The following is a 19967-nucleotide window of genomic DNA, read 5'->3' on the forward strand; positions in this document are numbered from 1 at the left end:
TCTGCCGCGGTCAGTGCTCGCTCATTGCCTCGATGTTGGCGGGGTAGCGGGCGCCCTGAATGTCGATGGCAGCGGCGGCTTGTTCGATGTCTGCCAGATCGTTGGCGTCCAGCGTCAGGCTGGCGCCGCCGATGTTTTCGGCAAGGCGTTCGGCTTTTCGGGTGCCGGGGATGGGCACGATCGACGGGCGCTGTGCCAACAGCCATGCCAGCGCCACTTGTGCCGGACTGGCATCGTGACGCGCGGCAATGCCGCCCAGCAGATCCACCAAGGCCTGGTTGGCGGCGCGTGCATCGGGGGCGAAGCGGGGGATGGAATTGCGGATGTCGACGCCGGGAAATTCGGTTGCCGGATCGATCTTGCCGGTCAGGAAGCCTTTGCCCAGTGGGCTGAAGGGCACAAAGCCAATGCCCAATTCGTCGAGGACCGGCAAGATGTGCGCCTCGGCTTGGCGATACCACAGGGAATATTCGCTTTGCAGCGCCGCCACGGGGGTGACCGCATGCGCGCGGCGGATGGTTTCCACGCCCGCTTCCGACAGACCGAAATGGCGCACTTTGCCCTCGGCGATCAGGTCGCCCACGGTGCCGGCCACATCCTCGATGGGGACGGCCGGATCCACACGATGCTGGTAGAACAGGTCGATGACGTTGCTGCGCAGGCGCTGAAGCGAGGCTTCGCACACGCGGCGGATCTGTTCGGGACGGCTGTCCAACCCGCCATGGCCGGTGTGCCCGGCATAGCCGATATCAAAGCCGAATTTGGTGGCGATCACCACCTGATCGCGCACCGGCGCCAAGGCCTCGCCCAGCAATTCCTCGTTGGTGTAGGGGCCATAGACTTCGGCGGTGTCGAAAAAGGTCACCCCCAGATCGACCGCTTGGCGCAGGAGGGCGATATTGTCGGCGCGCTCGCCCGCGGGGCCGTAATGCACCGATGACATGCCCATCGCGCCATACCCGATGGCGGACACTTCGAGCCCTTGGCCCAGAATACGCTTTTGCATGTGGTTTTCCTTTCAGGGGCGCTGCCAGACGACACGCCAATGTTCGGCCGGATTGGTCGAGGTGATGATCAGGCGATTGCCGTCCAGCCGGATCGCGCGGGGCAGATCGCGCCCCACCAGATCGCGCACCAGCGCGCCATCGACATGGAACACCATGCTTTTGCCATCCGGCGCCAGTTTGAACGTGCCATAGGAGGCTTCGTAGCCGCCGTGAGAATAGGCGTTGATCATGCTGTCGGGCAGCATGACCTGCACCGCCATGTGGCCATCTTCTGTCAGCGTTAGCAGGCCGCAACACGGCGTTGCCTGCACCTGCCCATTGGGTCCGGGTTGCTCTAGACTGGCGATCCGCCAAGCCCCCAGAATATCCGGGCGAGGGTGCGGTTGAGCGGCGGCCGGGACAGACAATGGGCCGGTCAGCATGGCAGCCAGTAAGACGAAGCGGTGCAGCATCTGTTTTCCTTTGTGGCCGGGGGTGCGGACGGTTTAGCCCAAGCGCGCCTGTCAGGCTTTCCTGATCCTGCTTGATTTTTGCCTGATTCTCTGTGGTTCCGAAATCGTGCTTGCGTGTGTGCATGCCGGCGCGCAAAGGGAAAGCATGTCAGATGCTCCCGTTTCCGCGCCAGACTTGGGCAAATTGCAGCAGGCGATCGTTGTGCATACGCCGCTGGTGGGGGAAAATGCCACCGCCATCACAGGGCTTTCACTCTATCGCCGCATTGCCCAAACCCCTTGCTATCGGGCGATTTATGATCCCAGCCTCACGCTGTTTGCACAAGGGTGCAAGGCGGTGAATGTGGGTGGGGTGGATTATCAGGGCATGGCCGGGCGGTTCCTGATCACGTCGGTCGACTTGCCGGTGCAAAGTCAGGTGATCGACGCCAGCGCGCAAAGGCCGCTGCTCTCGATGTTGCTCTCGATCGACAGCGCGATGTTGCGTGAGGTGATCGCCCAGCAAGAGCCGCAACCTGCAAGGCCCGCACAAGGAGCATTGGCGCTGGGGGAGGCGTCCCCTGACATCATCGACGCTTGCGCGCGGCTGGTCGGTCTGCTGGATCGCCCCCATGACATCGGCTTCATGGCACCGCTGATCCAGCGCGAAATCCTTTACCGCCTGCTGCAAACGCCCCAGGCGGCGCGGCTGCGTGCGATCGCCTCGGCCAGTGACCACAGCCATCGTACCGCCCGCGCCATCGGCTGGTTGCGCCGCAACTATGACCAGCCGCTGCGGATCGAGGCGCTGGCTGATCTGGCCTGCATGGGCGTGTCGACGCTGCATCACCATTTCCGCGCGCTGACCGCGATGAGCCCGTTGCAATATCAAAAGCAACTGCGCCTGCAGGCCGCGCGCGAAAAGATGATCGGTGGCCTGGACGCCACCGGCGCGGCCTATGCTGTGGGTTATGAAAGTGTCAGCCAGTTCAGCCGCGAATATGCCCGGCTGTTCGGGCAGCCGCCTTTGCGGGACATGAAGGCGTTGAAAGATTGATGGCTGAGCAGGGGGCAACGGACGTTGCGCCGCCGGCCGCATCGTTGATGTTTCCCCAATGGGGGGCTTTCCGATTAGCTGAAAAGTTGACTGGTGCGGTCAAGAAGACTCGAACTTCCACGGGCTTTCGCCCACAACGACCTCAACGTTGCGCGTCTACCAATTCCGCCATGACCGCACGTCATTCCGGGATGTTACGGTGATTGCCGTGCCGTCCCGTCGGGGTAGGAGCGGGCCCTTAGCAAAGGGTTGCCCCCCCCGCAAGCGCTCAAATGTCGCGCGCCGCCTTTTGCTGGCGAACTGGGCTTAGCGAGGCTTCCAATGCACCTCGGCGGCGGCGGCGCTGCGAGGCGCGCCAAAGATCGCGGTGTTCACCGTCTCGCTCTCACCGGGGGCCAGAACCGCCTTGGGTGGGGTGGCTTCCTGCGTGTAGACGATGCGATTCTGGGCATCGCGCAGCACGATCAACAGCGCGGGGACGCTTTGCCGGTCGGTGCCGATATTGGTGATGGTGCCACGAATGCTGAAATAGTCATTGCTGCCCGGCATTTGCTGTCGCTCGCGCCCGTTGGCGGGAAACTCCAGTTTCAGATTGGGTTCGGCCAGCGTGCCGCCGATCGGACCAAAAGGCAGGCCTGAGGGCAGGCCGAAATGCGCGACCAGCGCCATCGCGCTCAGCGCTGCGGCGGCAAACAGGATTGCCAGAATGGTCCACAACCGGGCCGGATTGCGACGCGGGCGGCGCGGGGCGTCTGCCTCTTCCTCGGCATAATCGGCATAGGGCTGGATGACATCGGAGGGATGTGTCTCCTCCATGGCGGCCAGCGCGGCGCGCGGCGCAGCCTCATCGGCCTGCGGCTGAGCGTTGATCGCGGTGACGGCCTGTTGCCACAGCGCGTCGGCCTGCGCCTGCACCTCGGCTTCCCGGCCGTTGGCGGTTTCATCAACCGCCGACAGGCGCGGCATCACCGGCGCATCATCCGGCGCCTCGACGGTCTGCGTCCAGTCCTCCTTTTCGGGCGTGCCATAAAGATAGGACTTGTAGGCGGTGCGCTGTGGTGCTGGCCCCTCGGGGGGGGCGACCATTTCGGGCGCGGGCGGTGACACCTCCACTGGCGGCGGCGCAGGCTCGGCCACTGGGGCGGCGGGGGCTTCCTCAGCCGCCTGTGGCGCCACCACGGGAGCTGCCGCCACAGGCGCGGACGCTTCTGCCACCGGCTGGGCCTCGGGCGTCACGGGTGCTGGCGGCGCAGGCTCGGCCCTTGCGGCGGCGGGGGGAAAGATTTCCGGTCCGTCCTGAAACCAGCTGTGCTTGCACTTGGCACAACGAACGGTCCGTCCTTCCACGCCGATGGCGCTATCGGGTACGGCATAGCGTGTTCCGCAGGCGGGGCAGGATATGATCATATGCCCATTGTAAAGCATATCGACAGGCCCCGCGCCAAGTGTTTGTTCATATTTACGTCAGCTTTGTCGCATTTTTCCACCGCCCTTTTGTCTGACGGAATTGCTGTCTATAGTGGGGGTGATGATCGAACGGGCGCTCTGGAAAGACGGTGGCGATGGCGCGGCTTTGGCCCGGGCCGTGTGGCGCGGTGGGCCGCGATGAGCGGGCCCGGCGGCGCGCCAGCCTATGGCGAAATCGCGCAGTTCGAGAATGTCGGCCTGCGCTATGGCCCTGATCGCGAAGTGCTGGCCGATGTGGCCTTCACGCTGTTTTCGGGCAGTTTCTATTTCCTGACCGGAGCCAGCGGCGCGGGGAAAAGCTCGCTGTTGCGGATGTTGTATCTGGCACAACGGCCCACGCGCGGGGCGATTCGCCTGTTTGGGCAGGACGCCATCACCCTCCCACGTGAAGGCTTGCCGGGGCTGCGTCGCCGCATTGGCGTGGTGTTTCAGGACTGCCGTCTGGTGCCGCACCTGTCGGCGTTTGACAATGTGGCGCTGCCGCTGCGTGTGGCGGGCGTGCCGGAAAAGGATATCGCCCGCCCCGTTGCCGACATGCTGGAATGGGTGGGGCTGGCCGACCGCATGGCGGATAAGCCCGCTTCGCTGTCGGGCGGTGAGCAGCAGCGGGTGGGCATTGCCCGCGCGGTGATCGGCCGCCCCGAACTGTTGGTCGCGGACGAGCCGACCGGCAACGTCGATCCCGACATGGCGATCAAGCTGCTCCGCCTGTTCGAGGCGTTGAACCGGCTGGGCACCACTGTGGTGGTTGCCACCCACGATGTGCATCTGCTGAAAAAAGTGCCCGATTCGTTGATCATGCGGCTGGATCGTGGGCGACTGTCCGATCCAACGGGCGCCTTGCGTTATCCCCCGCGCCGGTCTGGCGTGGCCCCTGCCGGAGGGCCTCATGGCGGATAGGGACGAATGGATGCGTGGCGGCCCCGCGCCCCATAACCCACAGGGAACCCCCGCGCCGCAGCGCCATGTGCCGCCCCCGCCGCCCGCCGGGCCTTTGCCGGGGTTGCGCGCGGACGAGGGCTTGCGCGCCTCGGGCGTGCCAAAGGGCGGCGTGCCGGGGGCCGGGCGGCTGTTGCGCTGGCGCGGGATCGGGCGGCTGGATGGCGGGCTGGTGCCACAGGCGCGGCTGTCGGGGCCAACGCCTTGGGTGATTGCGATCATGGTGGCGCTGACGGTGATCGCCGCCGCCATGGGGCTGGTGCTGCGCCATATCGCCGCAGAGGCCGCCGCCGAGCTGACCGGGGGCGTGACGATCCAGATCCTGGATGCCTCGCCCAGCGGGCGGCAGACGCAGGCAGAAGCGGCGCTGCGTGTGCTGCGGGCGCAGGCGGGCGTCGGGCAGGCGCGTCAGGTGCCCCAGGCCGAGGTCGACCGCCTGATCGCCCCTTGGCTGGGCGCGGACACGATGGCCGATCGCGGCGATCAGGACATTGTGCCGGTGCCCGCGCTGATCGACGTGCGGCTGGAGGGGGCGGTGGACGCGCCCCGGCTGAACACCTTGCGCGCGGCGTTGCAACAGGTGGCGCCTGCCGCACGCGTGGATGCTCAGTCCGACTGGCTGGGGCCGGTGTTTGGCGCGATTGAATCGCTGCAATGGCTGGCCGCCGCGGTTGTCGCGCTGTTGGCGTTGGCGCTGGCGGCGGCCGCCGTGCTGGCCACGCGCACAGCCTTGGGCGCGCACCGCGCCACGATCGAGGTCGTCCACCTGATGGGCGGCACCGACAGCCAGATCGCCCGGATCTTTGAGCGCTCCATCGGTTGGGACGCGGCGATTGGCGGCTTGCTGGGCTTTGGCTTTGCGGTGGGGGTGACGCTGTTTCTGGGGCGGGCCTTTGCCGCGCTGGGGGCTGGCTGGCTGGCGGTGGGCGCGTTGCAGTGGAACGACTGGCTGGTGCTGACGCTGGTGCCGATCGCGGCGGCGGTGATTACCATGCTGACCGCGCGCCTGTCGGTGATCGCTGCCTTGCGAAAGATCCTGTGACATGCTGCGCCGCGCTCTTGCGCTGATCCTGCTGGCGTGGGTGCTGGGCTTTGTGCTGTTTGCGGTGACATTGCCGCGCCCGGCGGACGAGCGCCGCACACAGGCGGTCGTCGTGCTGACCGGGGGCGAGGGGCGGATCAACCGCGGCGTTGAGGCATTGCAGCGCCATTGGGCCCGGCGGATGCTGATTTCGGGCGTCGATCCAGAGGTCAAGCCCGGCGAACTGGCGGCCCAGTACGAGGGTGCCGGGGCGTGGATGGGGTGCTGCATCACGCTGGGCTATGACTCGGTCGACACCCGCAGCAACGCGCGCGAAGTGGCTGATTGGGTGCGCGACAACCGCGTGACCTCGATCCGGCTGGTGACGTCCGACTGGCACATGCGCCGCGCCGCATGGGAATTGCGCCAGACATTGCCAGACAGCGTGACAGTGATAGAGGACGCCGTGCCGACGCATCCCAGCTTTGGCGTCCTGATGGGCGAATATGCCAAGCTGCTGGTGCGCCGCGTGTTGCGACTGGGAGGCAAGTAATGAATGGCAAGAGCGCGCCGATGGCGGCGCCCAGCGTGTCCGAACGGGCGCGCAGCATCGCCTTTGCGGTGGCGTTTTATGGTGTGACGGTGCTGATGGCGTTTCCCATCCCGCTGTTGTTGCTGTTCCCGCAGGGGGCGATCAAGTTCTGGTGCGAGGTTTGGTCTGGCGCACAGCGCTGGTGCCTGCGCTGGGTCATGGGCGTGCGCGTGGTGGTCGAGGGCGAATGGCCCGCCGGCCCGGTGCTGGTGGCGTGCAAGCACGAGGCGATGTTCGAGGCGGTGGATATGCCCACGCTGCTGGATTTCCCCGCGATTTTTGCCAAGGTCGAGCTGTTGAACATGCCGTTCTGGGGCAAGGCGGGGCGGGCCTATGGTCTGGTCCCGGTCGAGCGTGATCAGGGCGCCAAGGCGTTGCGCGCGATGGTTTCGGCGGCGCGGTCGTTTTCAGCATCGGGCCGCCCGCTGGTGATCTTTCCCGAAGGCACGCGCGTTACCCATGGCACGCGGCCCGAATTGCAGGCGGGCTTTGCCGGGTTGTACAAGCTGATCGGCTATCCGGTGGTGCCACTGGCGGTGGACAGCGGGCGGTTGCTGCGCGGCTTTTGGAAAAGGCGCGGGGTGGTGACCTATCGCTTTGGCGCGCCGATTGAGCCGGGCCTGCCGCGCGAGGTGATCGAGGCGCGCGTCCATGCCGCGATCAACGCGCTGAACACGAAAGATTAAACCGTCAGGCTGCCCTGTACGCAGGTGACACAGGCGCCGCCGATATGGACGGCGCCATCGGCCTCCACCCGCACCGCCACATGGCCATCGCGGCCCACGGCGCGCCCCTGACGGGCGGTGTAATCCGCGCCGGGGGCGGGCAATAACCCGCGCGCCGCGCGAAAGGCCGCGATGCTGCCATTGCCGCTGCCGCACACCGGGTCCTCGTCGACGCCACAGGACGGCGCAAAGGAGCGGACCTCGATACCGCCCGCGCCGTCATCGCCAAAAACGCTGATGCCGGTGGCGTGCAGGTGGCGTTCCAGCCGGGCGCAGCGGGCAAAATCGGGCGTCAGCGCCAGCACATCGGCGGCCGAATGCAGCGCCGCGACAATCCACACCGCGCCCACATCCACCCGCGCAGGCGCGATGCCGGGGGCCAGACGCGCGCCCAGCGCGCCCTCCAGCGCGGTGATATCGCCATCGGTCAGTCGTGTCAGCGTGGCGGCGGGCATGCGCAGCGACAGGCGGCGGTCGGCGCCCGTTCCGGTGACGCGGATTGGCACCAGACCTTGGCCGCATTCCTGCACCATCACGCCATCGCGCGGGGTGACGATACCGGCCTCCAGCACCGCATGGGCGCTGCCCAATGTCGGATGCCCGGCAAAGGGCAGTTCGGAGCGCGGTGTGAAAATGCGCAGACGATAATCGGCCCCATCCACGCTGGCGGGCAGGACAAAGGTGGTTTCCGACAAGTTGGTCCAGCGCGCGATGGCCTGCATCTGCGCGCTGTCCAGCCCGGCGGCGTCCAGCACCACCGCCACCGGATTACCCAGCAGCGGGCGGGCGGTGAACACATCCACCACCGTATAGGCGCGCGGCGTCATAGCCCGCTCAATCGCGGCCAAAGTTGGCTTGCGCCGTGTCCTGACCCATCTCGACAATGGAGCGGCGGATGGCGCGGGTGCGGGTGAAATGGTCGAACAGCGTCTCGCCATCGCCCTTGCGGATGGCCTTTTGCAACTCGGTCAGATCCTCGGTAAAGCGTTGCAGCATTTCCAGCACCGCTGTTCGGTTTGACAGGAACACATCGCGCCACATGGTGGGGTCGGACGCGGCAATGCGGGTGAAATCGCGGAAACCACCGGCCGAATATTTGATCACCTCGCTCTCGGTCACTTCCTCCAGATCGCGGGCGGTGCCCACGATGGTGTATGCGATCAAGTGCGGCAAATGGCTGGTGACGGCCAGAACGCGGTCGTGGTGGGCCGGATCCATGATCTCGACCCGCGCGCCAATGCCTTCCCACAGGGCGGACAGGCGGGCGACCTTGGCCGCGTCCTCGTCCTGCGCCGGGGTGATGATGCACCAGCGGCCTTGAAACAGGCTGGCAAAGCCCGCATCGGGGCCAGAGTTTTCCGTGCCCGCCACCGGATGTGCCGGGATGACGGTGTGGTTGGGCAGGGCCTCGGCCAAAGCCTTGGCCACCGCCACCTTTGACGAACCCACGTCAGAGATTATCGCCTCTGCCGACAGGCCGGGGGCACAGTCCATCGCGGCCTCGCCCATGGCGCCGGGTGGCACGCACAGGATCACCAGATCAGCGCCCGCTACGGCCTCTTCCGCGCTGTCGGCGACAGTCTGCACCAGACCGCGTTCGGCCGCGCGGCGGCGCGTGGCGCGGTTGCGGTCATAGCCGGTGGTGGCAACGCCGGGCAGATATTCCCCGATCGCCAGCCCGATCGACCCGCCCAGCAGGCCAAGGCCGATGATCGCCACCTTGTGAAACGGCGTGCTCATGCGCGTTCGGCCATCTGGCGGATGGCGGCGGCGATCTCGTCCATTTGGGCGGCGGTGCCGATGGTGATGCGCAGCCCATGCGGCAACCCCTGATTGGGCAGCCAGCGGGTGATATAGCCGTGCTCCATCAGCCCTTCATACACCGTCTGTGCGCTCAGCGCGCCTTCGAACAGGATCAGCACGAAATTGGCCTGCGAGGGCAGGGGGCGGATGCCGTGGTTGCCCATTGCCTCCAGCGCGGCGACAAAGCGGGTGCGCTGCTCCAGATTGTGGGTCCGGCTGGCCTCGACAAAGGCCTGATCGGCAACAGCGGCCAGCGCCATCGCCTGCGCCGTGTTCGACAGGTTGAACGGCCCACGAATACGGTTGAGCGCATCGATGATGTGATCGGCCCCCGTGCCCCAGCCGATCCGCTCACCCGCCAGACCATAGATCTTGGAGAATGTGCGCGTGACCAGCACATTGCCTGCACGTTCCGCCAGCGCCAGCGCGCCATCCTCGTCGGCGGGCGCGACATATTCGCCATAGGCCTGATCCACCACCAGCAGCACGTCCGATGGCAAAGCCGCATGCAGCCGCGCCAGATCGCCCGCAGGCAGGAAGGATCCGGTGGGGTTATTGGGATTGGCCACAAACACCACGCGGGTGCGATCCGTCACCAGCGCCAGCAAAGCATCGACATCGGTGCCATAATCGGCATCCGGCGCGACAATCGGTGTGGCGCCACAGCGGCGCGCGGCGATGTCGTAGACGCTAAAGCCATAGCGGACATAGATGATCTCGTCCCCCGGCCCGGCATAGGCTTGCGCCGCGATATGCAGGATCTCGTCGCTGCCGGTGCCCATGACGATGCGGGCGGCAGGCACACCATGCAGATCGCCCAGCGCCGCGCGCAGGGCGTTGCTGTCGGGATCGGGGTAGAGCGCCGGAGCGGCCGCATCAGCCCGCGCAGCCAAGGCCGCCGCGCTGGTGCCCAGCGGGTTTTCATTGGCCGACAGCTTGGTCAAGGGGCGGCCATCGGCCCCCTTGGACTTGCCAGGGACATAGGCGTGGATCGCGCTGATCCACGGCTTGGGCTGGGGAAAGGGCGTAAGATCGGTGGTGTTGTCCATGATGGCGCGCCATTAGCCCAGACCCGCGCCAATTGACAGAGGCGAGTTGCCCCAAGAAGCTGCGCCAAATCGCCGCAATCAACCGCCAAAACGGGCATGCCGGATTGACACGGGCACTGGCAAAGCCCAATTCGTGCGCCACATGGCCTCCGCTCTGTTCACTTCTGCCAGCCCTTGGCTGGAATTGCCGGACCCTTTGCCGCTGGATGGCGGGCAGAGTCTGGCGAATCTGCGCATCGCGTATGAGACCTATGGCACGCTGAACGCGGCGCGCGACAACGCGATTCTGGTGTGTCACGCCACCACCGGGGATCAGCATCTGGCCAGCCCGCACCCGATCACCGGCAAACCCGGCTGGTGGGACAAGATGGTCGGCCCCGGCAAACCCATCGACACCGACCGGTTCTATGTTTTGTGCCCCAATGTGCTGGGCTCTTGCATGGGCACCACCGGGCCCGGCTCTCTGGCCAGCGATGGCAAGCCCTATGGTCTGCGGTTCCCGGTCATCACCATCCGCGACATGGTGCGCGCCCATGTCGCACTGCTGGCGCAATTGGGGGTCGAGAGCCTGTACGCCGTGATCGGCGGCAGCATGGGGGGCATGCAGGCGCTGTCTTTGGCGGTGAACTGGCCGGGAATGGCGCAGCGGGTGCTGGCGATTGCCTGCACCGCCGCGATGCCGGTGCAGAACATCGCGTTCCAGGAGGTGGGGCGGCAGGCGATCATGGCCGATCCCGACTGGCAGGGCGGCAATTATTACGACAGCGGCCGCGCGCCTGATGCGGGGCTGGCGGTGGCGCGCATGGCCGCGCACATCACCTATCTGTCCGAGGAAACGCTGTCCGAGAAATTCGGCCGCCGGTTGCAGGACCGTTCGGCCAAAAGCTTTGGCTTTGGCGCGGATTTTCAGGTGGAAAGCTATCTGCGCTATCAGGGCAGCAGCTTTACCGGGCGGTTTGACGCCAATTCCTACCTCTATATCACCCGCGCGATGAGCTATTTTGACCTGACCGAGGCGCATGAGGGCCGCTTGGCCGATGTGTTCCGGGGGGTGACCTCGCGCTTCTGTCTGGTCTCGTTCGATACCGACTGGCTGTATCCCACCAGCGAATCGCGGCGGATCGCCCATGCGCTGAATGCCGCTGGCGCGCCGGTCTCGTTCATGGAACTGGCGGCCCCCTTTGGTCATGACAGTTTCCTGCTGGATGTGCCCGCGCTGGACCGGGTGATCGCCGGTTTCCTGTCGCGGTAAGGGGCCGATGATGAACAGTTTTTCCATGCCCTTGCGCCCCGATCTGGCCTTGATCGCCGCCCATGTCGCGCCCGGCTCGCGGGTGCTGGATGTGGGCTGTGGCGATGGTACGCTGATGGCGGCGCTGCGCGATGAACGCGGCTGTGACGCGCGCGGGCTGGAACTGGACGCGCATAATGTGGCCGAATGCGTCGGGCGCGGGCTGTCGGCCATTCAGGGCGATGCCGATACCGATCTGGAGCTGTATCCTGACGCCAGCTTCGATTACGCGATCCTGAGCCAGACGTTGCAGACCACCAAGCACCCCGACCGGGTGCTGGATGAATTGTTGCGCATTGGGCGCCGCGCCTTTGTCAGCTTTCCCAATTTTGCCCATTGGCGGGTGCGGTTGTCGCTGTTGCGGTACGGCCGCATGCCAGTGACCAAGCTGTTGCCGATGGAATGGTACGAAACGCCCAATATCCACCATCTGTCGGTGGCCGATTTCCGGGATTTCGTCGCCAAACGCGATATCCGGGTCGAAGGGGCGTGGTTCCTCTCCAAGGGCGTGCTGACATCGGAATCGCTGGCCAATATCCGCGCTGAACACGCGGTTTTTCTGTTGACGCGCGGCTGACTGGCCGCCGTTTGCCGCGATCGGTCGCATTTGGCGCCCTGATTGCGCGAACCCTGCGTATTTTGCCCCCATCCTAACTTGTCATTCAGGGGTGGCTTCCTAAATTGGTGCGTTGAAAGGACCCCCTTTGATGAACAACGACGACCAGCCCAACGGCACCCCCTGGATGAAGAGCCTGCTTGTATGGGGCGGCATCTTTCTGGCGCTGTTTTTCGTCGTGTCGCTGTACGGCAAGGGTGCCGATGTCGGCGCGCAAAAGATGACCTACTCGGACTTCCGGGCGCGCGTGGCCGATGGTCAGGTCGCCGAGGTCGAGGTGGGCGAACTGCGCATCACCGGCAAGCTGAAGAACAACGAGACGTTCAGCACGGTCCCTGTGCCCAATGACGTGACGTTGCAGCCGCTCTTGCAGCAGCATGGCGTGCGTTACGCGGGCAAGGCGCCCGATGAACCGAACCTGCTGCTGTATATTCTGGTCAATGCGCTGCCGTTTGTCTTGGTGCTGGGCGTGGCGTTCTTTGCCCTGCGTCAGGTGCAAAAGGGCGGCGGCGGCGGCGCCATGGGCTTTGGCAAGTCCAAGGCCAAGCTGTTGACCGAAAAGGCCGGCCGCGTGACCTTCAACGATGTCGCCGGCATCGACGAGGCGCGCGAGGAACTGGAGGAAATCGTTGAGTTTCTGAAGGACCCGGGCCGCTTCGCCAAGCTGGGCGGCCAGATCCCCAAGGGCGCGCTGCTGGTGGGCTCGCCCGGCACCGGCAAGACCTTGCTGGCCCGCGCCATCGCGGGTGAAGCGCAGGTGCCGTTCTTTACCATCAGCGGTTCCGACTTTGTCGAAATGTTCGTGGGCGTGGGCGCAAGCCGCGTGCGCGACATGTTCGAACAGGCCAAGAAGAACGCGCCCTGCATCGTCTTTATCGACGAAATCGACGCGGTGGGCCGCAGCCGTGGCCATGGTCTGGGCAATTCCAACGACGAGCGCGAGCAGACGCTGAACCAGTTGCTGGTGGAAATGGACGGTTTTGAGGCCAACGAGGGCATCATCATCATCGCCGCTACCAACCGCCCTGACGTGCTGGACCCGGCGCTGTTGCGCCCCGGCCGTTTCGACCGTCAGGTGGTCGTTCCCGTCCCCGATATCGAGGGCCGCGAAAAGATCCTGTCGGTGCACATGAAGAAGGTTCCGTTGGCCCCCGATGTCAACCCTCGGGTGATCGCGCGCGGCACGCCGGGCTTTTCGGGCGCGGATCTGGCCAATCTGGTGAACGAGGCCGCGCTGTTGGCCGCCCGCCGGAACAAGCGTCTGGTGGCGATGCAGGAGTTCGAGGACGCCAAGGACAAGGTGATGATGGGGGCGGAACGCCGCTCCATGGTCATGACCGAGGAAGAGAAGAAGATGACCGCCTATCACGAGGCGGGTCACGCGCTGGTTTCGGTCAACGAACCGGCCTCCGATCCCATCCACAAGGCGACGATTATCCCGCGTGGACGCGCGCTGGGCATGGTGATGCGCCTGCCCGAACGCGACAGCTATTCCTATCACCGTGACAAGATGCACGCCAACCTGTCGGTCGCGATGGGCGGCCGCGTGGCCGAAGAGCTGATCTTTGGCTATGACAAGGTGTCGAGCGGCGCGAGCGGCGACATCCAGTACGCCACTGGCCTTGCGCGCAACATGGTCACCAAATGGGGCATGAGCGACAAGCTGGGGCCGTTGCAGTACGAGGACCAGAACGAGGGCTATCTGGGCATGGGCGCCAGCCAGCGCACGTTCGCCTCGGATGAGACGAACAAGCTGATCGATGCCGAAATCCGCATTCTGGTCGACAACGCCCATGTGCGCGCGACCGACATCCTCAAGGCGCAGGAAGACAAGCTGCACGCGCTGGCGCAGGCGTTGCTGGAATATGAAACGCTGACCGGTGACGAGATCAAGCAGGTGGTCGACACCGGCAAGCTGGACCGTCCCGACGCGCCCAGCGGTGTGCCTTTGCCGGCGGCGATCACCGGCGGCAGCGTGCCGCGTGCGGGCCAACGTCCGGCAGGGAGCAGCCCCAGCGCGCTGGGGGTGTGATTACCTGCCATTGCTGATACACAGACGGCCTCGGAGGGGAACCTCCGGGGCCGTTTGGTTATGAGGCATTGGGGGGGGGCATATGGAGGTGTTTATCGCGCGGCCGTCGCGTTGGCGGACGGCGTTGCTGTTGCTGGGCGCGGCGGGCTTTGTCGCGCTGGGGGCGTGGATGCTGGGCGGGCTGGGGCCGGCGCCGGTGATCGAGAACGCCTCTGCGGGAAAGGTATGGTTGGTCAGTTGGGCCGCCGTGCTGTTTTTTGGCCTGTGCGCGGGGGCATTGGCGCGGCGTTTGTTTGACCAGCGCGATGTATTGCGGATTGACGCTGCGGGCATCCTCTATCCGGCATGGTCGGATGAGGTGATCGCGTGGGATGACATCACCGATGTGGGCGAATGGAGCCAACACCGTCAGAGGGTGATCGTCCTGCGCCTGCGTGATCCGGAACGCTATCCGGCCAGTCGCCCGCTGGCCCGCATGACGGCCGGGGTCAATCGCGGGATAATTGGCGGCGACATTGCGATCGGCCTGACCGGCAGCGATGCCAGCCCCGATGCGGCAATGGCGGCGATCTTGCGCCACATTGGATAGGGCGCAGCAAAAAGGGCGGGTTTGCGCCCGCCCTTTCGCATGTTCAGTGACAGGCCATGGGCCGATCAGCCGTCGTAGTCGCCACCCAGCGAGGTGTTGCGCACCGGCGCGGCAGCGGTGATCCGCAGCGCCTCGGCCGACTGCGACAGCGAGCCGATGTCATCGACTTCATCATCGTCATCGGGCAGGACGCGCTGCATCGAAACGATCAGCGATTCCTTGAGGATGCGGGGGACAACGGTTTCTTCGGCAATCTCGCGCAGGGCCACGACGGGGTTTTTATCCCGGTCACGGTCCAGCGTCAGTTCGGCGCCGCCGGAGATCTCACGCGCGCGCTGGGCAGCCAGCAGCACCAGATCAAAGCGGTTAGGCACCTTGTCGACACAATCTTCGACGGTTACGCGCGCCATTCGGGCACTCCGTTACAAATGCGAGGGATTCTCGGGAATGCGCCAGTTATGCACTCGCCCGCCCGATGTCAACCGGGCATGACCATTTCGGGCGCAGTGGCGCGCCGGATCAATCCCCGTCGTCATGGGCATAGGCGGCCAGTTCCTCGGGCGCCAGGTCGCTGAACTTGGTGATCTTGGCCTCAAAGCGCATCCGCACCTTGCCGGTGGAGCCATGACGCTGCTTGGCGATGATCAGTTCGGCCAGACCGAACACGCGCTCCATCTCCTCCTGCCATTTGGCATAGGCGTCGACGATGGGCTGTGGGTCGGTGGCGGTGGGCTGTTTTGGCTCGCGCGATTTGACGTAATAGTCTTCGCGGAACACGAACCAGACCATGTCGGCGTCCTGTTCGATCGAGCCCGATTCGCGCAAGTCCGAGAGCTGCGGGCGCTTGTCCTCGCGTTGTTCCACGGCACGTGAGAGCTGGGACAGGGCGATCACGGGGACATGCAGTTCCTTGGCCAAGGTCTTGAGCCCGCGCGAAATTTCCGAGATTTCGTTGACGCGGTTGTCGGTCGCCTTGCCGCTGCCCTGCAACAGTTGCAAATAGTCGACGATCACCAGCCCGATGCCATGGCGGCGCTGCAACCGGCGGGCACGGGCGCGCAGGCCGGCGATCGTCAGGCCCGGCGTGTCATCGATGAACAGCGGCAATTGCGCCAATCGCTGGCTGGCAAAGGAGAGTGATTGAAAATCCTCGCGGCTGATCTTGCCCATGCGCAGCGCGCTGGACGAGATGCCCGACTGTTCGGCCAGAATACGCGTTGCCAGCTGGTCGGCGCTCATTTCCAGACTGAAGAAGGCGACCCCCGCGCCAATCGACTTTTCGGGCGGCAGGCCCATGTCGCGGTCGGCCAACATGCGGTTGGCGGCATTGAACGCGATATTGGTCGCCAGCGAGGTTTTGCCCATGCCCGGACGCCCCGCCAGAATGATCAAGTCCGAATCATGCAAGCCGCCGATGCGCGCGTTGACACTGTCGAGGCCGGTCGTCTTGCCCGATACATGCCCGCCAGAATTGAACGCCTTTTCAATGCCCTGAATCGCTACGCGGGTGGCCGTGCCAAAGCTTTTGGCCTCGTTGGCCGCACCCGTGCCCTCGGCCACCTTGTACAGGGCCGCCTCGGCGTTCTCGATCTGCTTTTCCGGGTCCACCGCCTCGCTGGTGTCCATCGCGCCGGAAATCAGTTCGCGCCCGACACGCACCAGCTCGCGCAGCATGGCCAGTTCATAGATCTGTTCGGCCAGCACGCGCGGCGCCATCAGGCCCTGACCATCGGCGGTCAGCCGCGCCAGATAGGCCGGGCCGCCCAGCTCGCGCAGGGCCTCGTCCGCCTCGAAATAGGGGCGCAGCGTGACGGGCGTGACCACCGCCTTGCGGTCCATCAGTTGCAGGATCCGCTCGTAGATGCGGCCATGCACCGGCTCAAAGAAATGCGCCGGAGCCAGCGGTTGGCCCAATTCCTCGATCACGCGGTTGTCGATCAGCACCGCGCCCAGAAAAGCGGCCTCGGCCTCGATATTGGCGGGCAATTGCCGCCCGGTAACGCCATCATTGGCAGCAGGTGTGGGGGCGCCATTGCTGGCGGCGGGATGAAGCAAAATCTGTTCGGCCATCCCCCCATAATGCGCGTGCCGCCCCCCCGATGGCAATGGGCGACAGGGCGTGCCCCCCTGTGGATATCGGGGAGTGTTAACCCATCTCCTGCGCCAAACCGCCGCCGATGCGTGCCAAAACGGGCGTTTGCCCTCATCAAACTGCCCACTTGCGGTAGGGACGCGCATTTGCGACATGTGGCCGCCTCATGGCTGATTTGCGCATCTCTCACATCGAATTGGACGAGGCCACCATCCTGTGGCGCAATGCCGATATCGAACAGGAACGGCGCATCGCCATCTTTGACCTGATCGAGGAAAACAGCTTCAAGCCTGAGCGTGCCTTTGCCGCCGGGCATCAGGGGCCGTACCGGCTGCGGCTGTCGGTCAATGACGGGCGGCTGGTGCTGGAAGTGGCCGATGACGCGGGCGCGCCGCTGGAAACGCTGGTGCTGGGGCTGGGCCGGTTCCGCCGTCCGATCCGCGACTATTTCGCCATTTGCGACAGCTATTATCAGGCCATCCGCAAGGCGACGGCGCAGGAGATCGAGACGATCGACATGGCCCGGCGCGGGGTGCACAATGATGCCGCCACGCTGTTGCTGGAACGGCTGGAGGGCAAGGTGGAAACCGACTTTCCCACAGCCCGTCGGCTGTTCACCCTGATTTGCGTGCTGCATATCAAGGGGTAAGCGGCTAGGTCCGTGGGGTTGGCACAGGACGGACGCGACGATTCGGCCGATGCAACACGCAGGAAGGGTGCCTTGACGGGCAGGGCGGGCCGCAGGGTGCGCCCCGATCCTATGGGCACAGGCAGGCATCGCAATACCAGGCATGGCAAAACGGATTTCACGCAAGACGGGCAAAAGCCGATCCACCCGACGTCCCACCGCGCAGGGCGGGCGCAGCCGTGTGCTGGCGGGACTGGCGCTGGTGCTGATGGTGGGCGGGGTGTGGGGCTGGTGGCATCTGCACCACTGGACGCCTGACCGCGCGCGTTTCCCGGTGCAAGGCGTGGAGGTCGGTGCCGATGACGGCGAACTGGACTGGCCCGCGGTCAAGGCGGTTGGGGTGGATTTCGTCTATGTCGATGCCTCGGCAGGGGCGTTCACGCGTGATCCGGCGATGGTGGCCAATCTGGATGGCGCGCGGGGCGTGGGGCTGCAGGTGGGTGCGCTGCACACCTATGACCCGTGTCAGCCCGCCGACCGCCAATCGGCCAATTTCGTCACCGTGGTGCCGCGGGACCGGCGGATGTTGCCGCCGGCGGTCGAATTGGTGCGGTTGGGCGATGACTGCCCGGTCAAGGTGCTGGACGCCGCCGTCATCAGCGAATTGATCGCCTTTATCAACCAGATAGAGGCGCATGCCGGCAAGGCGGTGCTGTTGAAGGTGGGGCCGGCGTTTGAGGCGCGCTATCACATCGCCCGCGCGCTGCCCGAACGCAACCTGTGGCTGACGCGCGACCGGTTCGAGCCGGACTATGCGGGCCGCCCGTGGACCATCTGGACCGCCAACGCCGCGCTGTCCACCAAGGCTACCGACCGGCATTTGCGCTGGCTGGTGGTGCAACCCTGACCCTTGCGGGAGAATGCCCATGGATATCGACCGGGAATCGCTGATCATCGCCGCGCAGGAGGCTTCGGCGCGGGCCTATGCGCCCTATTCGCGGTTTCATGTGGGCGCGGCGCTGGCGTTTGACGATGGCACGGTGATCACCGCCGCCAATGTCGAAAACGCCTCCTATGGCCTGTCGCTATGTGCCGAAACGGTGGCGGTCAGCCAAGCCATGGCGCTGGGCTGGCGCGGGCAATTGGTGGCGGTGGCCGTGGTGGGCGGCACGCCCGATGATGGGGGCGTGGCGATCCCCGGCGCGGCGCCCGTCACGCCCTGCGGCCGCTGCCGTCAGGTGCTGAACGAACTGGCCGCGCTGGGCGGGACGGACCCGGTGATCCATTGCGTCGGGGCAGAGGAGGTGCTCGACTTGCGCCTGTCCGACCTGCTGCCCCGCGCGTTTGGGCCGGCGAATTTGGGATAGGGCCAATCTGGCGTAACCGGCTCAGGCCGGAGGCGTGAAATCCAGACTGCCGCGCCGTTCGACAAACAGCCAGCGCCCGCCTTCGCACACCAGCCGGTCGGCATAACTGCCCACCATCGGCGGTTTGGGCGATTGCGCCGGGATGCCGCCATCGGGCGCGGCGGTGCCGACAAACAACAGGATCTGGCTGGAGGCGGTGGCGCTCAACCCATCTTCGGCCACGTCCACCACGATATTGGCAACGATATGGCGCGCGGCGCGCGGCGGGCGGGCCTTGAAACTGGCGCGGATCGCCTCGCGCCCCTCAACCCAGTCATCGGGCGCGGTCGGGCGGTTCATCCGGCCGTGTTCGGCATAGGTATCAGCCAGTTCATCCCAGCGGTTGGCGTCATTGATCCCGACATAGCCGGTGATCAGGCGGGCGATGGCGTGTTCGGCCAACATGCGCTCGATGTCAGTCATCTTCTTCCCAAGCTTGCATAGGAAACGGGCCCCACCTTGTGGCAGGGCCCGCCTTGCTGTTCAACCTGTGCCTGCTGGCGTTCAGTCCTTGAACCCCTCACGCGCGCGGCTGTTGTCGCACACGATCGGCTGACCGGTCACCGGGTGGTTGTACGGGAAGGGCACGATGTCGGTCGCGGGCCACAGGCGCGGCTGGGGCGAGAGGATGTAGTCGGGGCCCAGCGGGTCTTCGGGGAAGCAGGTGCTGGGCGCGGGGATGAAGTCGATCGGCGTGTGCTGCCAGCCATCGTCAAAGCTGCCATGCCAGAACGGGAAATAGCCCAGACGCTGGATCTTCCACACGCCGTCCTCGCGGACATAGCGGTTGTCGTACAGGCCGCCTTCCCACCACGCGCGGGGGTTGCCTTCGGCGGTGTCGTGCAGGCCCGCCTGCATCATCGAGCGGCCACGCACCGTGGCGGTCGCGCGATCAGCGGCCACGTCGATCACCATCTGCAACTGCGGGTGGTCCAGCAACCAGCCATAGCGCGGGCCATTGTGGTTCTGGGTGAACGTCTTGCGGAAACGGTCGATATACAGGCGGCGCAGGCCTTCCTGGCCCTTGTACACCCCGCCCAGGAACCACACTTCGCCATCGTCGCTGAACAGGTCCAGCGTTTCCTGATACTGCGATTTGTCGATGAAATAGCCATAGGTGTATTGGATGCGGCGGATCTGGTGGATGTCCTGCTGGATGGCCAGCTCGTGCTCCACCTTGTCCAGACGCGCGGCCAGTTCGGCAACGGTCGGTTCAGACATT

22 protein-coding genes and 1 tRNA gene are annotated in these 19967 nt (G+C 65.4%); 12 read left to right on the plus strand and 11 right to left on the minus strand.

The window, feature by feature from the left end:
• Positions 1 to 10 precede the first annotated feature (10 nt).
• Positions 11 to 1006 (minus strand): aldo/keto reductase, encoded by a 996-nt coding sequence (locus tag GTZ99_RS08900; protein ID WP_161717993.1) that lies wholly within the window; start codon positions 1004 to 1006, stop codon positions 11 to 13.
• Between the two features lie 12 nt (positions 1007 to 1018).
• A complete protein-coding gene (locus GTZ99_RS17110; protein ID WP_406818586.1) occupies positions 1019 to 1267 on the minus strand; it encodes a lipocalin-like domain-containing protein in 249 nt (82 codons plus the stop codon).
• A gap of 337 nt (positions 1268 to 1604) precedes the next feature.
• Here GTZ99_RS17110 and GTZ99_RS08910 point away from each other — a divergent pair, with 337 nt between their 5' ends.
• A complete protein-coding gene (locus GTZ99_RS08910) occupies positions 1605 to 2495 on the plus strand; it encodes an AraC family transcriptional regulator (protein WP_161717995.1) in 891 nt (296 codons plus the stop codon).
• Between the two features lie 91 nt (positions 2496 to 2586).
• Here GTZ99_RS08910 and GTZ99_RS08915 read toward each other — a convergent pair.
• Positions 2587 to 2673 (minus strand) — tRNA-Leu (locus GTZ99_RS08915).
• A 128-nt stretch (positions 2674 to 2801) separates the two neighbouring features.
• The gene (locus GTZ99_RS16805) at positions 2802 to 3920 is read right to left on the minus strand and encodes an MJ0042-type zinc finger domain-containing protein (protein WP_320076661.1); all 1119 of its coding nucleotides are present in this window, start codon (positions 3918 to 3920) and stop codon (positions 2802 to 2804) included.
• A 180-nt stretch (positions 3921 to 4100) separates the two neighbouring features.
• On the opposite strand from GTZ99_RS16805, the gene ftsE reads away from it, so the two are divergent.
• The 4 genes from ftsE to GTZ99_RS08940 are packed head-to-tail and all read left to right on the plus strand — an operon-like array spanning position 4101 to position 7200.
• Positions 4101 to 4862 (plus strand): cell division ATP-binding protein FtsE, encoded by a 762-nt coding sequence (gene ftsE, locus GTZ99_RS08925; protein ID WP_161717997.1) that lies wholly within the window; start codon positions 4101 to 4103, stop codon positions 4860 to 4862.
• The gene (locus tag GTZ99_RS08930) at positions 4852 to 5943 is read left to right on the plus strand and encodes a cell division protein FtsX (RefSeq protein WP_227711207.1); all 1092 of its coding nucleotides are present in this window, start codon (positions 4852 to 4854) and stop codon (positions 5941 to 5943) included. The genes ftsE and GTZ99_RS08930 overlap by 11 nt, the downstream gene beginning before the upstream one ends.
• Before the next feature lies 1 nt (position 5944).
• Positions 5945 to 6475 carry a YdcF family protein gene (locus GTZ99_RS08935; RefSeq protein WP_161717999.1) on the plus strand — a complete coding sequence of 177 codons (531 nt, stop codon included), beginning with the start codon at positions 5945 to 5947 and terminating at the stop codon, positions 6473 to 6475.
• Positions 6475 to 7200: a lysophospholipid acyltransferase family protein gene (locus tag GTZ99_RS08940; RefSeq protein ID WP_161718001.1), complete on the plus strand. Its 726-nt coding sequence runs from the start codon at positions 6475 to 6477 to the stop codon at positions 7198 to 7200. The genes GTZ99_RS08935 and GTZ99_RS08940 overlap by 1 nt, the downstream gene beginning before the upstream one ends.
• Here the strand turns inward: GTZ99_RS08940 and GTZ99_RS08945 are convergent.
• Genes GTZ99_RS08945 through hisC form a run of 3 tightly spaced genes read right to left on the minus strand, consistent with a single transcriptional unit; the run spans position 7197 to position 10091 of the window.
• A complete protein-coding gene (locus tag GTZ99_RS08945) occupies positions 7197 to 8087 on the minus strand; it encodes a PhzF family phenazine biosynthesis protein (RefSeq protein WP_227711208.1) in 891 nt (296 codons plus the stop codon). The two genes, GTZ99_RS08940 and GTZ99_RS08945, sit on opposite strands and share 4 nt — an antisense overlap.
• Positions 8074 to 8979 (minus strand): prephenate/arogenate dehydrogenase family protein, encoded by a 906-nt coding sequence (locus tag GTZ99_RS08950; protein WP_161718003.1) that lies wholly within the window; start codon positions 8977 to 8979, stop codon positions 8074 to 8076. Before GTZ99_RS08950 ends, GTZ99_RS08945 begins: the two co-directional genes overlap by 14 nt.
• Positions 8976 to 10091, minus strand: a complete 1116-nt coding sequence (hisC, locus tag GTZ99_RS08955; RefSeq protein ID WP_161718005.1) for a histidinol-phosphate transaminase — start codon at positions 10089 to 10091, stop codon at positions 8976 to 8978. The genes GTZ99_RS08950 and hisC overlap by 4 nt, the downstream gene beginning before the upstream one ends.
• Positions 10092 to 10233: 142 nt before the next feature.
• Between hisC and metX the strand changes: the two genes are divergently transcribed.
• From metX to GTZ99_RS08975, 4 genes are all read left to right on the plus strand, one after another.
• A complete protein-coding gene (gene metX / locus GTZ99_RS08960) occupies positions 10234 to 11343 on the plus strand; it encodes a homoserine O-acetyltransferase MetX (RefSeq protein ID WP_161718007.1) in 1110 nt (369 codons plus the stop codon).
• Positions 11344 to 11368: 25 nt separating this feature from the next.
• On the plus strand, positions 11369 to 11959 hold the full coding sequence (gene metW / locus GTZ99_RS08965) for a methionine biosynthesis protein MetW (RefSeq protein WP_161718481.1): 591 nt from the start codon (positions 11369 to 11371) through the stop codon (positions 11957 to 11959).
• Between the two features lie 130 nt (positions 11960 to 12089).
• A complete protein-coding gene (ftsH, locus tag GTZ99_RS08970; RefSeq protein WP_161718009.1) occupies positions 12090 to 14030 on the plus strand; it encodes an ATP-dependent zinc metalloprotease FtsH in 1941 nt (646 codons plus the stop codon).
• A gap of 82 nt (positions 14031 to 14112) precedes the next feature.
• Positions 14113 to 14619, plus strand: coding sequence for an STM3941 family protein (locus tag GTZ99_RS08975; RefSeq protein WP_161718011.1), 507 nt, complete (start codon positions 14113 to 14115; stop codon positions 14617 to 14619).
• A 65-nt stretch (positions 14620 to 14684) separates the two neighbouring features.
• On the opposite strand, the gene rpoZ is transcribed toward GTZ99_RS08975, so the two are convergent.
• Both rpoZ and GTZ99_RS08985 read right to left on the minus strand, forming a co-directional pair.
• A complete protein-coding gene (gene rpoZ, locus GTZ99_RS08980) occupies positions 14685 to 15029 on the minus strand; it encodes a DNA-directed RNA polymerase subunit omega (RefSeq protein WP_161718013.1) in 345 nt (114 codons plus the stop codon).
• Between the two features lie 109 nt (positions 15030 to 15138).
• Positions 15139 to 16689 (minus strand): replicative DNA helicase, encoded by a 1551-nt coding sequence (locus tag GTZ99_RS08985; RefSeq protein ID WP_161718015.1) that lies wholly within the window; start codon positions 16687 to 16689, stop codon positions 15139 to 15141.
• A gap of 188 nt (positions 16690 to 16877) precedes the next feature.
• On the opposite strand from GTZ99_RS08985, the gene GTZ99_RS08990 reads away from it, so the two are divergent.
• The 3 genes from GTZ99_RS08990 (at position 16878) to GTZ99_RS09000 (ending at position 18706) form a co-directional block, all read left to right on the plus strand.
• Positions 16878 to 17360, plus strand: coding sequence for a UPF0262 family protein (locus GTZ99_RS08990; RefSeq protein ID WP_161718017.1), 483 nt, complete (start codon positions 16878 to 16880; stop codon positions 17358 to 17360).
• A gap of 142 nt (positions 17361 to 17502) precedes the next feature.
• Positions 17503 to 18246, plus strand: a complete 744-nt coding sequence (locus GTZ99_RS08995; protein ID WP_161718019.1) for a glycoside hydrolase family 25 protein — start codon at positions 17503 to 17505, stop codon at positions 18244 to 18246.
• A gap of 13 nt (positions 18247 to 18259) precedes the next feature.
• Positions 18260 to 18706 (plus strand): cytidine deaminase, encoded by a 447-nt coding sequence (locus tag GTZ99_RS09000; RefSeq protein WP_161718021.1) that lies wholly within the window; start codon positions 18260 to 18262, stop codon positions 18704 to 18706.
• A gap of 21 nt (positions 18707 to 18727) precedes the next feature.
• Here the strand turns inward: GTZ99_RS09000 and GTZ99_RS09005 are convergent, their stop codons facing one another.
• Positions 18728 to 19168, minus strand: a complete 441-nt coding sequence (locus GTZ99_RS09005) for a nuclear transport factor 2 family protein (RefSeq protein ID WP_161718023.1) — start codon at positions 19166 to 19168, stop codon at positions 18728 to 18730.
• Between the two features lie 81 nt (positions 19169 to 19249).
• Positions 19250 to 19966, minus strand: a complete 717-nt coding sequence (locus tag GTZ99_RS09010; RefSeq protein ID WP_161718025.1) for a nuclear transport factor 2 family protein — start codon at positions 19964 to 19966, stop codon at positions 19250 to 19252.
• Position 19967 lies beyond the last annotated feature (1 nt).

Origin of the sequence: Novosphingobium ovatum, from assembly GCF_009909235.1 — a bacterium.
Taxonomy (GTDB): domain Bacteria; phylum Pseudomonadota; class Alphaproteobacteria; order Sphingomonadales; family Sphingomonadaceae; genus Novosphingobium; species Novosphingobium ovatum.